16 protein-coding genes and 1 pseudogene are annotated in these 15895 nt (G+C 66.4%); 10 read left to right on the forward strand and 7 right to left on the reverse strand.

Annotation, left to right across the window (positions count from 1 at the left end; translation table 11 throughout):
• Positions 1–100 precede the first annotated feature (100 nt).
• Together A5634_RS06180 and A5634_RS06185 are read left to right on the forward strand one after the other, a co-directional pair.
• The gene (locus A5634_RS06180; protein ID WP_437339947.1) at positions 101–916 is read left to right on the forward strand and encodes a mycofactocin-coupled SDR family oxidoreductase; all 816 of its coding nucleotides are present in this window, start codon (positions 101–103) and stop codon (positions 914–916) included.
• A gap of 25 nt (positions 917–941) precedes the next feature.
• Complete coding sequence (locus A5634_RS06185; RefSeq protein ID WP_065143199.1) at positions 942–2141, forward strand: NAD(P)/FAD-dependent oxidoreductase; 1200 nt, start codon at positions 942–944, stop codon at positions 2139–2141.
• 75 nt (positions 2142–2216) lie between these two features.
• Here A5634_RS06185 and A5634_RS06190 read toward each other — a convergent pair whose 3' ends face one another.
• The 4 genes from A5634_RS06190 to mftR all read right to left on the reverse strand — a co-directional run bounded on the left by A5634_RS06190 (position 2217) and on the right by mftR (position 5707).
• Entirely contained in the window at positions 2217–3470 is a 1254-nt protein-coding gene (locus A5634_RS06190) for a VOC family protein (RefSeq protein ID WP_065143200.1), read from the reverse strand.
• Positions 3467–4000 carry an RNA polymerase sigma factor gene (locus tag A5634_RS06195; protein WP_253861496.1) on the reverse strand — a complete coding sequence of 178 codons (534 nt, stop codon included), beginning with the start codon at positions 3998–4000 and terminating at the stop codon, positions 3467–3469. Before A5634_RS06195 ends, A5634_RS06190 begins: the two co-directional genes overlap by 4 nt.
• A gap of 67 nt (positions 4001–4067) precedes the next feature.
• Positions 4068–5117, reverse strand: a complete 1050-nt coding sequence (locus A5634_RS06200; RefSeq protein ID WP_065143202.1) for a DUF2332 domain-containing protein — start codon at positions 5115–5117, stop codon at positions 4068–4070.
• Positions 5114–5707, reverse strand: coding sequence for a mycofactocin system transcriptional regulator (mftR, locus tag A5634_RS06205; RefSeq protein ID WP_155769384.1), 594 nt, complete (start codon positions 5705–5707; stop codon positions 5114–5116). The genes A5634_RS06200 and mftR overlap by 4 nt, the downstream gene beginning before the upstream one ends.
• Before the next feature lie 87 nt (positions 5708–5794).
• Here mftR and mftA point away from each other — a divergent pair, with 87 nt between their 5' ends.
• The 7 genes from mftA (at position 5795) to mftG (ending at position 12336) form a co-directional block, all read left to right on the forward strand.
• Positions 5795–5893, forward strand: a complete 99-nt coding sequence (mftA, locus tag A5634_RS06210) for a mycofactocin precursor MftA (protein WP_065143203.1) — start codon at positions 5795–5797, stop codon at positions 5891–5893.
• The gene (gene mftB, locus A5634_RS06215; RefSeq protein WP_065143204.1) at positions 5878–6201 is read left to right on the forward strand and encodes a mycofactocin biosynthesis chaperone MftB; all 324 of its coding nucleotides are present in this window, start codon (positions 5878–5880) and stop codon (positions 6199–6201) included. Before mftA ends, mftB begins: the two co-directional genes overlap by 16 nt.
• Entirely contained in the window at positions 6198–7391 is a 1194-nt protein-coding gene (mftC, locus tag A5634_RS06220) for a mycofactocin radical SAM maturase (protein WP_065143205.1), read from the forward strand. Before mftB ends, mftC begins: the two co-directional genes overlap by 4 nt.
• Before the next feature lie 2 nt (positions 7392–7393).
• Positions 7394–8569 carry a pre-mycofactocin synthase MftD gene (gene mftD, locus A5634_RS06225; RefSeq protein WP_065143206.1) on the forward strand — a complete coding sequence of 392 codons (1176 nt, stop codon included), beginning with the start codon at positions 7394–7396 and terminating at the stop codon, positions 8567–8569.
• Positions 8570–8756: 187 nt separating this feature from the next.
• Positions 8757–9485: a mycofactocin biosynthesis peptidyl-dipeptidase MftE gene (gene mftE, locus A5634_RS06230; protein WP_065143214.1), complete on the forward strand. Its 729-nt coding sequence runs from the start codon at positions 8757–8759 to the stop codon at positions 9483–9485.
• Positions 9482–10894 carry a mycofactocin biosynthesis glycosyltransferase MftF gene (gene mftF / locus A5634_RS06235; protein ID WP_065143207.1) on the forward strand — a complete coding sequence of 471 codons (1413 nt, stop codon included), beginning with the start codon at positions 9482–9484 and terminating at the stop codon, positions 10892–10894. The genes mftE and mftF overlap by 4 nt, the downstream gene beginning before the upstream one ends.
• An 8-nt stretch (positions 10895–10902) precedes the next feature.
• Positions 10903–12336: a mycofactocin dehydrogenase MftG gene (gene mftG / locus A5634_RS06240; protein ID WP_065143208.1), complete on the forward strand. Its 1434-nt coding sequence runs from the start codon at positions 10903–10905 to the stop codon at positions 12334–12336.
• A gap of 16 nt (positions 12337–12352) precedes the next feature.
• On the opposite strand, the gene A5634_RS29835 is transcribed toward mftG, so the two are convergent.
• Positions 12353–13048, reverse strand: a complete 696-nt coding sequence (locus A5634_RS29835; RefSeq protein WP_065143209.1) for a PE family protein — start codon at positions 13046–13048, stop codon at positions 12353–12355.
• Between the two features lie 117 nt (positions 13049–13165).
• Positions 13166–14761, reverse strand: a complete 1596-nt coding sequence (locus A5634_RS06250) for an MFS transporter (RefSeq protein WP_065143210.1) — start codon at positions 14759–14761, stop codon at positions 13166–13168.
• 146 nt (positions 14762–14907) lie between these two features.
• Here A5634_RS06250 and A5634_RS06255 point away from each other — a divergent pair, with 146 nt between their 5' ends.
• Complete coding sequence (locus tag A5634_RS06255; protein ID WP_301337098.1) at positions 14908–15501, forward strand: TetR/AcrR family transcriptional regulator; 594 nt, start codon at positions 14908–14910, stop codon at positions 15499–15501.
• On the opposite strand, the pseudogene A5634_RS27090 reads toward A5634_RS06255, so the two are convergent.
• Positions 15467–15760: pseudogene (locus tag A5634_RS27090) on the reverse strand (cytochrome P450); the annotation flags it as partial. The gene A5634_RS06255 and the pseudogene A5634_RS27090 overlap by 35 nt on opposite strands.
• Positions 15761–15895 lie beyond the last annotated feature (135 nt).

The raw sequence follows: 15895 nt of genomic DNA on the forward strand, positions 1-15895 counted from the left end.
AGCGCCGAATCTCGCCAGTGTGGTGCGGCTCGGGGTGCGCTCCCAACTAGAACACGTTCCAGTTTCGCTGCTAGCCTGGCGGGCGGCGAAAGGACAGCACGTGGCATCACTACAAGGACGGGTGGCGTTCGTCACCGGCGCCGCAAGAGCGCAGGGACGTTCGCACGCTATACGGCTTGCGCGCGAAGGCGCTGACATCATTGCCTCGGATATCTGCGCACCGGTGTCGAAGACCCTGACCTACCCGCCGGCGACGCCGGAGGATCTCGCCGAGACCGTGCGTGCCGTGGAAGCCGAGGGGCGAAAGGTGTTGGCGCGCGAGGTCGACGTCCGAGACGACCCGGCGGTGCGGCAGCTGGTGGCTGACGGCGTCGAGCAGTTCGGTCGGCTTGACATCGTGGTGGCCAACGCCGGTGTCCTGGGTTGGGGACGGGTCTGGGAACTCAGCGACGAGCAGTGGGACACCGTCATCGGGGTCAACCTGACCGGCACCTGGCGCACGTTGCGGGCCACGATCCCCGCAATGATCGAAGCCGGCAACGGCGGATCGATTGTGGTGGTCAGCTCCGCGGCCGGCCTGAAGGCGACGCCCGGGAACGGGCACTACGCGGCCAGCAAGTTCGGCCTGACCGCCCTGACCAACACGCTGGCGCTAGAACTCGGCGAATTCGGCATCCGGGTGAACTCGATTCACCCGTATTCGATCGATACCCCGATGATCGAGCCCGAGGCGATGATGCAGGTGTTCGCCAAGCATCCGCGTTTCGTCCACAGCTTCCCGCCAATGCCGATGCAGTACAAGGGTTTTATGTCACCCGACGAAGTTTCCGACGTGGTCGTCTGGTTGGCCGGTGACGGTTCGGGCACCTTGTCGGGCGCGCAGATCCCCGTCGACAAGGGCGCCTTGACTTACTGATTGTCGACCGTGCTATGAACTCCACGTGACCAGTAGCGAGGGCTTCAACAAGGGGATCGTAATCGTCGGCGGTGGGCTCGCCGCCGCGCGGACCGCCGAGCAACTGCGCCGTGCGGAATACGACGGCCCCATCATCATCGTCAGTGACGAGGTGCATCTGCCCTATGACCGCCCGCCGCTGTCCAAGGAGGTGCTGCGCAGCGAGATCGACGACACGTTCCTCAAACCGCGGGAATGGTACGACGAGAAAGACATCACCTTGCGCCTCGGCGCGGCGGCCACCGGGTTGGACACCGTGGCAAAGACCGTGACGCTAGCCGACGGCACCTCGCTGGACTACGACGAACTCGTCATCGCCACCGGACTGGTGCCGCGACGGATTCCCAGCTTCCCCGATCTCGACGGCATCCGGGTGTTGCGCTCGTTCGACGAGTGCATGGCGCTGCGCACCCACGCGTCGTCGTTGAAGGAGGCCTCAAACAAGGCGGTGGTGGTCGGCGCCGGCTTCATCGGCTGCGAGGTGGCGGCCAGCCTGCGTGGGCTCGGGGTTGACGTGGTCCTGGTCGAACCGCAGCCGACGCCGCTGGCGTCGGTGCTCGGCGAGCAGATCGGCGGGTTGGTGACGCGCCTGCATCGCGACGAAGGTGTCGATGTGCGAACCGGAATCGGGGTGGCCGAGGTCCGCGGCGACGGGCACGTCGAGACCGTGGTGCTCTCCGACGGCGCCGAAGTCAGCGCCGACCTGGTGGTGGTCGGCATCGGGTCGCACCCGGCCACCGACTGGCTGGCGGGCACCGGTATCGAGGTCGATAACGGCGTCATCTGCGACGAGGCCGGCCGCACCAGCGCCCCGAATGTCTGGGCGCTCGGCGATGTCGCGTCGTGGCGGGACGCCACCGGACATCAAGCGCGCGTGGAACATTGGAGCAACGTCGCAGACCAGGCCCGAGTCGTGGTGCCGGCAATGTTGGACCGCGAGGTACCGTCGGCGGTTGTCGTTCCGTATTTCTGGAGCGACCAGTACGACGTCAAGATCCAATGCCTGGGCGAGCCGGAAGCCACTGACACCGTGCACATCGTCGAAGACGACGGCCGCAAGTTCCTGGCGTACTACGAGCGCGACGGCGTGCTGGTCGGCGTGGTCGGCGGCGGGATGCCCGGCAAGGTCATGAAGGTGCGTGCCAAGGTAGCCGCGGCCGTGCCCATCGCCGAGATGCTGGGCTAGCCAGTTGGCGCGAGAAGACGCAGAATCACGCGACACGCCGCGCGTGCGCGTGATTCTGCGTCTGCTCGCGCACCCTCAGAACTCTCCGAGATAGAAGCGGGCGCCTTGGTCGTCAACGCATTCCGCGGACAGGCCGTAGGGCTGACGTGACGGCTCGGCCAACACGGTCCCGCCGGCTTCGCGAACCCGCTTCACCGCCGCGTCGATATCGGCGACCGTCCACATCGGCACCGTGCTCGCATCGCGGCTGCCGCCGGCGGCACCAGACATCGGATGCACCTCCTGCACCTGCCAGCCGTCGTGGACCCGGCCCGGTTCGAACGTCCACCCCAACACCCGGCCGTAGAAGTCACGGAACGCGGCGGAATCGGCCACCTCGTAGGTCACATACGACAGCTCGCCGGGCCCAGATCCGTTGAGCTCCGGCCGCTTTCGAGCAGCTGAGGCATCGAAGAGCGCAAAGGCGACGCCTTGGGCGTCGGTGGCGTCCACGGTGTCACCGTGTGGGGTTTGGCGGATCTCATCGGCGGCCCCGCCGGCCTCGATGACGGCCGCGCGAGCGGCGCTGAGGTCGGTGACGGCATAGCAGCAGAACAGGGTCGGACGACCCGTGCTGGCGTGGATGCCGGTCGGTAGGTCGGTATTCGTCACTCGATGAGAGTCCGGGTCATAGGTCCAGCCCAGAACGTGCCCGTAGAACGCCGCCGCGCGGTCGGTGTCGGGCGTGGCGATCGAGATGAAGCCGATGTCGCCGTCACGGATACCTTCGGTTGGTGCGCCCATCGGCCCGCTGAGCATCCAGCGGTGACCGAACGGGTCGACGATGGTGGCGCTGCGTGAACCGTGGGCTTCATAGATATCCCGCGTGACGGTCGCGCCCTGCTCGCGTGCCCGCCGCAACGCCGCATCGGTATTGGGCACATGCAGCATCAGGCTCACCGAAACAGCTTCTGGCATTGGGGCTTTCAGGCCGATTTCGGAGAACTCGTCGGCCAGGTACAGCATGCCCCCGGCAATGTCGAGCTCTGCGTGCCCAATTCTGCCGTCTTCCATCACAATTGGCTCTCCAACCAGCACGCCGCCGAAAGCCTGTGTGTACCAGGCGATCGCGGCCCGTGCATCGCCAACGGTCAGGTAGGGGAGCGCGGCTGGGCGTGGGGACGCGGCGGTACTCGGCTCCGCTGTTGCCTGTGTGGTCATGTCAATCCTCTCCGTTGGTAGGGATAGCGCCGCCTCCAGGCGTCGGCGCAGGCGCGCGGTGAAGCCCGGATCGGGTTGCACCGGAAGGTCATCGGTGTGCAGCACGCTGAGCGGATCGCGCTGACTCATGACGTGCCCCCTTCCGGATAATGTTTCCTGAACGCCTTTTTGGCGCGGATGAGCAGTGCCTCGGTGGCGTGCACGGTTCGTCCGAGTAGCTCGGCGCACTGCCCGACGCTGCAGTCGTCCATGTAGCGCAACACCAGCACGGCGCGATGGGTTTCGCTCAGCTGCGTCAGCACACTCTCGGCGACCAACCGGTCCAGCTCGACATCCCAGTCCCAGCTATCCTGGTGCGACGCGTCGAAGGCCTCCGGTGCCTCCGCCACCGGGATCGGATCTCGGCGGCGCCGGTAGTGATCGGCGAGTTTGTGTCGCGCCACGCCGAGCAGCCACGGAATCGCGATCGGGTCGCTTCCCGCCGCCCCGGCACGCGCTGTTTGCAGGGCGGCCAGAAACGTCTCCGAGGTCAGGTCTTCGGCGGTCCCGCGGTCACCGCAGCGACGGACGAAGTAGCCGTAGACCACCGGCAGCGCCTCGTCGTACAGCGCCAGCAGCGTGTGCGCGGCGTCGCGACGGCCATCCGGTTGGGCGCTCACATTCATATCGTCGTGCTACCGAGCCAGTTTCCGACGGGGTGGGTCGGAAAAACTTTAAGGCGGTTCGTTAGTGCCACTTCACCGGCGGTCCGTGCGCATGGCATTCGGCCAGCACCCGCTCCTCGCCGCCGGGCCATGTCGTGGCCCGCACCAGAAACTTGAGCTGACCGTCCGGATCCGCACGCGCGGGTTCGAGCGTCAAGTGCGCGAACGGTCTGCGTCTCTCTGCCGTGGCGCCCAGGGCGTCTATCGCGGCGCGCGTGGTGGCGCGCTCCTGTGCGGACAGGTACTGCCAGGTGATCGAATGCCACAACACGGTCAATGCGCCTTCTTGCAGCCCCAGCCCGCGCACGGCCTCGGCCGCCGTCCGGCGTTCCAGGTGGACGGGCACCTGCCGGGCAACAGCGATGGCTCCGCGCAACCTGGTTAGCCGGTCGGCCTGGTCGGGCCACACATAGCTCAGCACGCTGAGCTCCCCGTCCGCCTCGGTCACGTCCAGCGGCGCGATGTCGTATCCGCACCGTTCGACGATCTCCAGCTGGCACCGAGGTGGCGGCTGGCCCCGCCACGCGTCGTCGATCACCACCGGCGAGTCGGCCGGTCCCCACTGCCCACCCGGGTACCGATAGTGGTACCGGTCGGCCCGCAGGTTTAACCCCGCACTCGATCCGATCTCGAAAAGCCTTATCGGCAAACTGAATTCGCTATTGATAATCAACAGGCCACCGATCAGGGCGGCTGATCGGCCCACCTCGTTGGTCTGGGGAGGGTGCGCGAGCGCCGCGCGTAGCACGTCCGGATGCTGCCGCGCGACGAGCAGAATCTCGGGCCAGGCCCGCCGGGCGTCCCAGCTGCCGCCAGCACTTGGATACCAGCGCTGCAACTGGGCCGCGCGCCCGTCGAGAACCATCCGGTGCAGGCCCCCGAGCAACCGCAACGGCACCGCCGATCCCGCTGAGGCGGTTTCCTGGCCGGCCAGGATGGCGGCGAACACGCCGCCGGATTCGACGTCGCGGGCGATGAGTTCGAATAGCTCGCCGTACATGGGCGAACCGGCGCGCGTGCAGAATCGTCCCTGGGCCCGCAGGGTGTGCAGCAGTTGCGCCGGGTCGCTCAACCGAGCCGATCCAACCCGGCTGCGATGACGTCGAACGCGTTGCCAAGTGCCTGCGGCAGCGAGACGGACTCGTCGCCCAGCCAGTGCGCATAGGCGCTCAACGCGACACCGAGCATCGTCCATGCGACGGTCTGCGGCAGCAGGTCGGTGGGCTTGACGCCCGCCCGCCGGGCGACGAATCCCGCGATCACTTCCCGCCAGCCCGCGTACATCGTCATCGAATAGGCTTGCAGCTCAGCGGTTTCGAGGATAACGCGCATGCGCTGGCGGTGCCGTGCGGATTCGGAACCGTCGAAGGTGTTGAAGGCCAGCAGCGCCCCGCGCAGTGCCTCGCGCAGCGGCGTCTGAGGATCGACGGTGTCCAGCAGGCCCTGCAGCTGTTCAAGGTGGGCATCGAAGTCGCCCCACGGGATGGCGTTCTTGGAGGCGTAGTACCGGAACACCGTGCGACGTGCGATGCCGGCAGCCTGCGCGACGTCGTCGACGCTGACGTCGGCAAACCCCCGGGCGGCAAACAGATCCAGAGCGACGTCGCTGATGTGCAGCGGCGTCGTCGAGCGGCGACGGCCCACCCTCGACTCCGGCAGCATCAGACCCGCCCTTCCATTTCGGCACTCGATGCCATATTGTGACCAGAACCACGCACGATTGTCGAGACCCCTGACGAAAGGCCCCCCATGGACGAGAAGCAGACCGAGAACCAGACTGACGCCGAGCTCGTCACCGAGACGCTGGTGGAAGAGGTCTCCATCGACGGCATGTGCGGGGTCTACTGACCGTGCCGGCGCCCGCCCCGGCCCACGGCACTGCAGTGTTCGACCCGGATAGCGGCTGGCGACTGCATCACCAGGTTTCGATTCGTCCGGAACCCTTTGGGGCGCTGCTGTATCACTTCGGCACCCGCAAGCTGTCGTTTCTGAAGAACCGCACCATCCTGACGGTGGTGCAGTCCCTGGCCGACCATCCCGACGCCCGATCCGCGCTGCAGGCCGCGGGAGTCGACGAGGCCGACCAGGGGCCTTACTTACACGCGTTGAGTGTGTTGGCTGATTCTGAGATGTTGTTGCCGCAGGAGGGCGAATGACCGCACCGGCCAAGGTGCCCCGGCTTATCGAGCAATTCGAGCATGGACTCGACGCGCCGATCTGCCTGACTTGGGAACTGACCTACGCCTGCAACCTGGCGTGCGTGCACTGCCTGTCCTCGTCGGGCAAACGCGATCCGCGTGAATTGTCCACCCGGCAGTGCAAGGACATCATCGACGAGCTGGAACGCATGCAGGTGTTCTACGTGAACATCGGCGGTGGGGAACCCACTGTGCGCCCGGACTTTTGGGAATTGGTCGACTACGCCACCGAGCACCACGTCGGGGTGAAGTTCTCCACCAACGGCGTGCGGATCACCCCGGAGGTGGCGGCGCGGTTGGCGGCCAGCGACTACGTGGACGTCCAGATCTCGCTGGACGGTGCGACGGCCGAGGTCAACGACGCCGTCCGCGGCCCGGGTTCGTTCGATATGGCGGTGCGCGCGCTGGAGAACCTCGCCGCGGCCGGCTTCAAAGACGCCAAGATCTCCGTCGTCGTCACCCGGCACAATGTCGATCAGCTCGACCAATTCGCCGCTCTGGCAAGCCGATACGGCGCGACGTTGCGGATCACCCGGTTGCGGCCGTCGGGACGTGGCGCCGACGTCTGGGAAGAGCTGCACCCGACCGCCGAGCAGCAGGTGCAACTCTATGACTGGCTGGTCGCCAAGGGTGAGCGGGTGCTCACCGGTGACTCGTTCTTCCACCTGGCACCGCTGGGTCAATCGGGCGCGCTTGCCGGACTGAACATGTGTGGGGCCGGCCGGGTGGTCTGCCTGATCGACCCGGTAGGCGACGTCTACGCCTGCCCGTTCGCCATTCACGACCGCTTCCTGGCCGGAAATGTGTTGATTGACAGCGGTTTTGGCTTCGGATTTGCCAATGTCTGGAAAAATGCGCCACTGTTCCGCGAGTTGCGTGAGCCACAGTCCGCCGGAGCGTGCGGTAGTTGCGGGCATTACGACAGCTGCCGGGGCGGCTGCATGGCCGCGAAGTTCTTCACCGGCCTGCCACTGGACGGCCCGGACCCGGAATGCGTCCAGGGTTACGGCGCCCCGGCACTGGCTGCCGAACGGGAAACGCCGAGGCCGCGCGTCGACCATTCCCGCGGAAAGCGCATCAGCACACCGGTACCGCTGACCCTATCCATGCGACCGCCGATGAAACCCTGCAACGAAAGTCCTCTGTAACTGTGGCCGACCAATGGTTTGAAACTGTCGCGATCGCCCAGGAGCGGGCGAAGCGCCGATTGCCGAAATCCGTTTACTCCTCACTGATATCCGCCAGCGAAAAGGGTGTGACGGTCGCCGACAACGTCGCGGCGTTCAGCGAACTCGGCTTCGCGCCACATGTCATCGGTGCCAGCGAGAAACGCGACCTGTCGACCACCGTGATGGGACAGGATATTTCGATGCCGGTCCTTATTTCGCCCACCGGCGTGCAGGCGGTCGACCCCGATGGCGAGGTGGCCGTCGCGCGCGCCGCGGCCGCTCGGGGCACGGCGATGGGGTTGTCCTCGTTCGCCAGCAAGCCGATCGAAGAGGTGATCGCCGCCAACCCCAAGATCTTCTTTCAGATCTACTGGCTGGGCGGACGCGATGCCATCGCCGAGCGTGCCGAGCGGGCCCGGGCCGCGGGCGCGGTGGGATTGATCGTCACCACCGACTGGACGTTCTCGCACGGGCGTGACTGGGGTAGCCCCAAGATCCCCGAAGAGATGAACCTGAAAACCATTTTGAAACTGTCTCCCGAGGCCATCACCAAGCCGCGCTGGCTATGGAAATTCGGCAAGACGATGCGACCGCCGAATTTGCGGGTGCCTAACCAGGGCCACCGCGGGGAGCCCGGGCCACCCTTTTTTGCCGCCTACGGCGAATGGATGGGGACGCCGCCGCCCACCTGGGAAGACATCGCCTGGTTACGGGAACTGTGGGGCGGACCGTTCATGCTCAAGGGCGTGATGCGCGTTGATGACGCCAAAAGGGCTGTGGACGCCGGTGTTTCGGCGATCTCGGTGTCCAACCACGGCGGTAACAACCTGGACGGTACGCCCGCGTCGATCCGCGCCCTGCCCGCGGTGGCGCAGGCCGTCGGCGACCAGGTCGACGTCCTGCTCGACGGGGGGATCCGGCGCGGCAGCGACGTCGTCAAGGCGGTGGCGCTGGGGGCCCGCGCGGTGATGATCGGACGCGCCTACCTATGGGGCCTGGCTGCGGCCGGCCAGCCCGGTGTCGAGAACGTGCTGGACATCCTTCGCGGGGGCATCGACTCGGCGCTGATGGGTCTCGGGCACTCGTCCATTCACGACCTCGGTCCGGAAGACATCCTCATTCCGGCGGGCTTCACCCGGGAGCTGGGCGTGCGCTGAGCGGGCCTTCGGCCCGATAGTTTGCCCCGATACTTGAAGTATCTTTCGCCGGGCCATTCGCTACCACAGACTTGGCCGTTCGGGAATGTCCATTTTCGAGGTCGTGATACGGGCGGGGCAGCCGTGGCGAACGAGCAACCAATTCGCCCGCCAATCAACGCAGCGGAAAAAAATTGGTGCACGCCAGGTGAATTCGTCTTACCATCACCGGGTGCCCGTACTCGGCGAACTGGGAAGCGCGACGTCGAGACAACTCTCAATATCGACCTCCTCGTCAATAATGGTGCCGTTGGGATCCACTGAGCAGCATGGTCCGCATCTGCCGTTGGACACCGACACCCGGATCGCCACCGCGGTTACCCGTGCGGTCGCGCAGCGACTGGACTGGTTGGTGGCGCCGGGGATCGCCTATGGCGCCAGCGGCGAGCACCAGAGTTTCGCCGGCACGATATCCATCGGTACCGAAGCCTTGACGATGCTGCTCGTGGAGTACGGACGTTCGGCCACCAGCTGGGCGCAGCGCCTGGTGTTCGTCAATGGTCACGGCGGCAATGTCGGTGCGTTGACCGAAGCAATCGCTCGGCTACGAGCCGAGGGTCGGGACGCGGGATGGTCGCCGTGCGCTTCCGCCGGGGCCGACCCGCACGCCGGCCACACCGAAACTTCGCTGTTGCTGCATATCTCGCCCGGTGACGTGCGGGCCGACCGGATGCTGGTCGGCAACGAAGCGCCGTTGAGCGAGTTGCTACCGTCTATGCGACGTGGCGGGGTTGCGGCCGTCAGCCAAACCGGGGTGCTGGGTGATCCGACCACGGCCACCGCAGTCGAGGGGAGGCGGATCTTTTCGGAGATGGTCGATGATTGCGAGCGGCGTATTTCCCGTTGGTTACCTGGGCCCGACGGAATGTTGACATGACCCAGACCCGGCTGCCTGACGGGTTTGCAGTACAGGTTGATCGTCGGGTGCGGGTGCTCGGCGACGGTAAAGCCCTGCTCGGTGGTTCGCCTACCCGGTTGCTGCGCCTCGCCCCCGCCGCTCAGGACATGCTCTGCGATGGTCGGCTCAAGGTTAGCGACGAGGTCAGTGCGCAACTCGCCCGCACCCTGCTGGACGCCACGGTGGCCCATCCACGACCGGCCACCGGTCCCTCACACCGCGATGTCACCATCGTTATCCCGGTGCGGGACAACATAACTGGGGTTCGCCGCTTGGTGGCGTCACTGCGCGGGCTGCGGGTCATCGTGGTCGACGACGGCTCCGCGTGCCCCATCGAAGCCAAAGATTTCGCCGGCGCGCACTGCGACGTCGAGATGCTGCACCACGTCCGTAGCAAGGGGCCGGCCGCGGCCCGCAACACCGGTCTGGCTGCCTGCACCACCGACTTCGTCGCCTTCCTGGATTCCGACGTAGCCCCACGACGCGGGTGGTTGGAGGCTTTGCTGGGGCACTTCTGCGACCCCACCGTCGCGCTGGTGGCGCCCCGCATCGTGGGCCTGGCGCAGAGCGAGAACGTGATCGCCCGCTATGAGGCGGTGCATTCTTCACTGGACCTCGGCCTGCGGGAAGCGCCGGTGGTGCCGCTGAGCTCGGTGTCCTATGTTCCCAGCGCGGCGATCGTCTGCCGTGCCTCGGCGATCCGGGAACTCGGTGGTTTCGACGAGACCATGCAGTCCGGGGAGGATGTCGACTTGTGCTGGCGGCTGGTCGAAGCCGGTGCCCGGCTGCGTTACGAGCCAATCGCGTTGGTGGCGCACGACCACCGGACCGAGTTGCGAGACTGGATCGCGCGCAAGGCGTTCTATGGGAATTCCGCGGCCCCGCTGTCGGTTCGCCATCCGGATAAGACCGCGCCGGTGGTGATTTCGGGATGGGCGTTGGCCGCCTGGATCCTGATGTCGCTGGGTACCGGGCTTGCCCAGCTGGGCTCGATAGTCATCGCGGTGATGACCGGACGCCGGATCGCCAGGGCAATGCAAAGTGCCGAGACTTCGCTCTGGGATGTGGTCGTAGTCGCCACCCGCGGTTTGTGGTCGGCGGCGCTGCAACTGGCATCGGCCATCTGCCGGCACTACTGGCCGGTGGCGCTGCTGGCCGCGATTCTGTCGCGGCACTGTCGACGGGTGGTGCTGATCGCGGCGATCGTGGACGGAGTCGCGGACTGGCTGCGCCGCAGGGACTCCGTCGGCGAGGACGCCGAACCGATCGGATTGCTGACTTTCCTGTTGCTCAAGCGCGTCGACGACCTGGCCTACGGGATCGGCCTGTGGTACGGGGTGGTGCGCGAACGCAACGTCGGCGCGCTCAAGCCGCAGATTCGGACGTAACGGCCGCCTTGTCCGCAGCCGCCCGGCACAGCGATGTGTTGATCGTCGGCGCTGGAAGTGCCGGTTCGGTTGTTGCCGAACGACTTTCCGCGGATCCAAGTTGTGTGGTGACAGTCCTGGAAGCCGGCCCCGGGCTCGCCGATGCGGACCTGCTGGCCCAGACCAGCAACGGATTGCAACTGCCGATCGGAGCGGGCAGCCCGTTGGTGGAGCGTCATCTGACGACGCTGACCGATCAGCCCGCTCGCCGGGTACCGATCGTGCGTGGCGCGACGGTCGGCGGCTCCGGGGCCGTCAACGGTGGTTATTTCTGCCGGGCGCTGTCGGGCGACTTCGACCGCTTCGCGATACCCGGCTGGGCGTGGTCTGATGTCCTGGACCATTTCCGGGCCATCGAGAAAGACCTGGATTTCGACACGCCCGCGCACGGGGACCGCGGGCCCATCCCGGTGCGGCGGACCCCCGAGATGACCGGGGTCACCGAGACCTTCGTTGCGGCCACCGAGCGTGCCGGATTCACCTGGATCGCCGATCTCAATGACGTGGGCACCGAACTGCCCTCGGGGGTCGGGCCGGTACCGCTGAACATCGTCGACGGTGTACGCACCGGTTCTGGGGCGGCCTTTTTGCTACCCGCGCTGTCCCGGCCCAACCTGACGCTGCTGGAGCGGACCCGGGCGGTGCGGCTGCGGTTCGCCGGGACCACCGCCGTCGGAGTCGACACCGTCGGCCCGGGCGGGGCGGTCACGTATCGGGCGGATCGAATTGTGTTGTGCGCAGGAGCGATTCGTTCGGCTCATCTGTTGATGCTATCGGGCGTGGGTATCGATGCCGTGCTGCGTCGGGTAGGCGTGGAAGTGGTCGCGACGCTTCCGGTCGGAGCGCGGTGTAGCGATCACCCGGAGTGGGTGATGCCGACCAACTGGGATGTGGCGGTGGATCGTCCGGTGCTCGAGGTGGTGTTGAGTACCGAAGATGGCCTCGAAATCCGGCCCTACACGGGTGGTTTCGTAGCTATGACGGGCGACGGCACTGCCGGACACCGGGATTGGCCGCACATCGGTGTTGCGCTCATGCAGCCACGGTCGCGCGGACGCGTCACCCTGGTGTCGGCCGATCCTCGGGTGCCGCCACATATTGAGCACCGGTACGACTGTGAGCCCGCGGATGTGGCGGCGCTGCGCGCGGGAAGCGAAGTGGCTCGCGAATTATTCAGTTCGGCAACACATATCGGTGCCGCCGTGTGGTCGACGTCGCAGCACCTGTGCGGCAGTGCCCCGATGGGCGCTGACTCAAATGCGGTGGTCGACAACAGATGTCGAGTGATTGGCACTGAAAACCTGTGGGTGATAGACGGATCCATCTTGCCGACGGTCCCAAGTCGCGGGCCACACGCAACCATCGTGATGCTCGGGCACCGCGCGGCCGAATTCGTCGTCTGAGACGCGGCGCTGATGATCAGGCGGGTGCCGGCGCTTCGCCGGTCGATTCCATCCGCGGCGCCGCGGGAGTTGCCGCCAGGGCCGCGGGTGCCGCCCGGGCCGCCAGCGGCGCCGGCAATGCCGATACCGCCGCCGTCTCGACTACCTCGGTTTGCTCGGTGGAGTTTGCCGGTAGCGACGGGATCGGTTGACGTTGCACCGACCCCACCGATCCCGCCGCTACTGCCGACCCCACCGATCCCACCGGCATCGCCGGTGTGATCGCCGAGCCCACCGGTGCGGCTGCTGCCGAACCGATAGTCACCGCTTGTGCCGCCGCCGGAGCCACTGACTGGGCGGCCGGCGCCAGGTGGGCGCTTTCGCTCAGTGCAGGGTGTCCGAGCGTTTGTTGCGGCAGGTTCACGGTGCCGGTCTGGAAACTCGAGACGTTCGCAGCCTCGCTGAGGGCGTAGGACTGGGAACCAAAATTCATCAGCTGTACGAACTGGTCGTGAAAAGCCGCGGCCTGGGCGCTGATGGCCTGAAAGGCCTGGGCGTGCGCCCCGAACAGCGCGGCGATCTCCGCCGATACCTCGTCGGCACCCGCCGGCAGGAGCGCACCCGTTGTCGGGGCAACCGCCACCGCGCTCGCATCGTTGATCGCCGCGCCGATATTCGCCAAATCCGTTGCCGCCGCGGCAACATAGTCTGGCGCAGCGATCACGTACGACATATCGGCCCCCAGCTACCTGGCTTGCGTTCAGCCCCCCGGCTTTTGAACCTCGACCCGCAGGCGATGCTATTTCAACGCCGGCCGCACCGAGGTGTTTTCGCCGAATCGGTAACTTTCTTAGACTCGGACACCCTGTAGGCGCCGGGCCAGGCGCAACTGGCGGCCGTCCCGCCCGGGAGCCCAGAATCCGACGGCGACGGCGGCGATGCCGACGATGACCCCCATCGTGATCACCGACGCGTGCAGGGCGGTCAGGAACGCCGACTGGCTCAACGTGGCCAATTGATCGCCTTGCGGGCCGAGCCGCTCGGCCACTTCGACGGCCTTGGCCAGCGAGTCCGACGCCGGCCCGCGCACTGGCGCGGGAAACTCCGACAGCTTCGGCAACAGCTCGTGGCTGTAGCGGCCGGCCAGAATCGAGCCGGCGACCGCGATCCCGAGCGCACCGCCCAATTCCCGGGCGGTGTCGTTGACCGCGGAGGCGACCCCCTGCTTTTCGTCCGAAACCGCCGCCATGATCGCCGAAGTCGTGGGCGCCGTGCAGAATCCGATCCCGGTGCTGAGGATCAGCGTCGGCCAGGCCAACTCGAGGTAGGACGAATTCAGGTCGAGTACCAGCATGGACAGAAACCCGACCGCCATCAGCACGGTGCCCAGAAACAGCACCAAGCGCAGTCCGAGTTTGGGTAGGTACCAGGGCGACAGCGCCGAGCAGATGCCGAGCGGAACCATGAACGGGGCGAACGCGACCGCCGTCATCAGCGGCGAGTAACCCATGATTTCCTGGACATACTGCATACCGAGATAGAAGAAGCCGAAGGTCGCGCCGAACAGCACGATGATCGTCGCCACGCCGGTGGCGAAACCCGGGTCGCCGAACAGTCGGACGTCTAAAAGCGGGTGCTGTTTGCGAGATTCCACCAGCGCGAACACCGCCGCGACGGCGGCGCCGAGAACCAGCCCGCCCCAGACCACGGTGTCGTGCCAGCCCCGCGACGGGGCTTCCAGAATCGCGAATACGCCGATCGCGACGGCCGAGCCGATCAGCGCGGCGCCCGCCCAGTCGACGCGTGGAGCGGCACTGTCGCGGGACGGCGCGATGGTGAATGCCATTGCGAAGATGACCAAACCGGCCGCGCCCAGCGTCCAGAAGATCGCGTGCCAGTCCCAAAAGCGAAGGAGTAGGCCAGAACCGAGCATCCCGACCACTCCGCCGGAACCTGCGGTGCCGGCCCAGATGCCAACGGCCTTGATGCGCTGCTCCTTTGGATAGGCCACGGTCAGCAGGGACAACGTTGCGGGCATGACGAACGCGGCGCCGACACCCGCCAGCGCTCGACCGGCGATGATCTGCGCCGGGGAATGCAACATCGCCGGGGCGATCGAGGCAAGGGAAAAGATCGCCAGACCGGCAAGCAGGGCGCCGCGTCTGCCGTAGCGGTCACCGACGGCGCCGGCGGGTAGTAACAGGCAGGCCAACGTCAGCGTGTAACCATCGACGATCCAGGTCAGCTGGGTTTGGGTGGCGGAGGTCGCGACGGCGAGATCACCAAGGGCGGTGTTCAATGCCGTCATCGATGCCACCACCAGCGAGACGCCGATGCAGGCGACGGCCAGGGTCCATCTGCGCGCGCTATTGCTGGTGCCTAGCGTCTCAGTACGCTGATCGGGTCGGGAAATGCGCTCATCGGGTCGGAACAGGGTTTCGAGCATGCATGCGCCTCCTTCCGGCGGCGGAGTAGTTGCCGAGACTAATGGTCTCGTGCATAGACGGTTAGTCTTGGTCTGAAACCGGGAGGTGCATCACAATCAGCGACGGGACAAATCCAGACCCCCGTCCGGCGCGGTCTCGGGCGCGTTTGCTGGAGGCCGCCGCCGCACTGCTTCGTGCCGGCGGGCCCAGCGCGGTGACCGTTGATGCGGTCACCCGGGCCGCGAACGTGGCGCGGGCCACCTTGTATCGCCACTTTCCGAGCGGAAACGACTTGTTGGCGGCCACATTCAACAGCCTGATCCCCGCGGCGCCGCTGCCGCCGGCGGAAGGCTCGTTGCGGGACCGTCTGTTGGCGATCGTGTTGGGGCAAGCCGAAGCCATCGCCGAGGCGCCCGCTTTGCTGACCGCGATGGCGTGGCTGACGCTCGGCTCCGACCTACAGGAAATGCCCGAACCGCGTCAGAGCGCGATCAGTACCCTGCGCGAACGCATCGCCCAGCAGTACGCCGCGCCGTTCGACGCGCTGTTCGACAGCCCTGGGGCGGCAGAGTTAGGTGATGTGGACCGGTCCCGCGCCATCGCGTTGCTGATCGGGCCGCTGGTGTTGGGTCGCTTCAGTACCTTGCCGGACTTCGACTACCGCGAGTGCGCGCGGGCCGCGGTCGACGGGTTCCTGCATGTCCAGCGAGCCCAGGCCGGCGGGATCAGCTCAGCGAATATCGAATCGGAAGGTGCTTGAGCCCACCCACGAACGTGGTGGCGATTAGTTCCGGTTTCCCGTTCAGTTCGATTGATTTGAGCCGTGGCAACAGTTCCTGAAAGAAGCTGCTGACCTCTATGCGGGCCAGCGCGGCGCCCAGACGGAAGTGCGCGCCGTAGCCGAATGCCTAGTGCTTGTTGGGGTCTCGTCCGACATCGAAGCGGAACGGATCGTCGAAGACGTCCTCGCGGTTTGCCGAGACATAGGACAGATACACCGACTCGCACGCGGCGATGGGATCGGCGAAGATGCCCGCCGCGTCGCCATGATCTTCTGGATTCACCGCGTCCTCACCTGGCGGACCATATAGCGTCCTGTGCGCGAGCAGACGCGGAAGCACTGAGGAGCGCACGCTCCGGGGTGCTTTGAGGTC

The organism is Mycobacterium asiaticum (assembly GCF_001673365.1).
GTDB lineage: Bacteria > Actinomycetota > Actinomycetes > Mycobacteriales > Mycobacteriaceae > Mycobacterium > Mycobacterium asiaticum_A.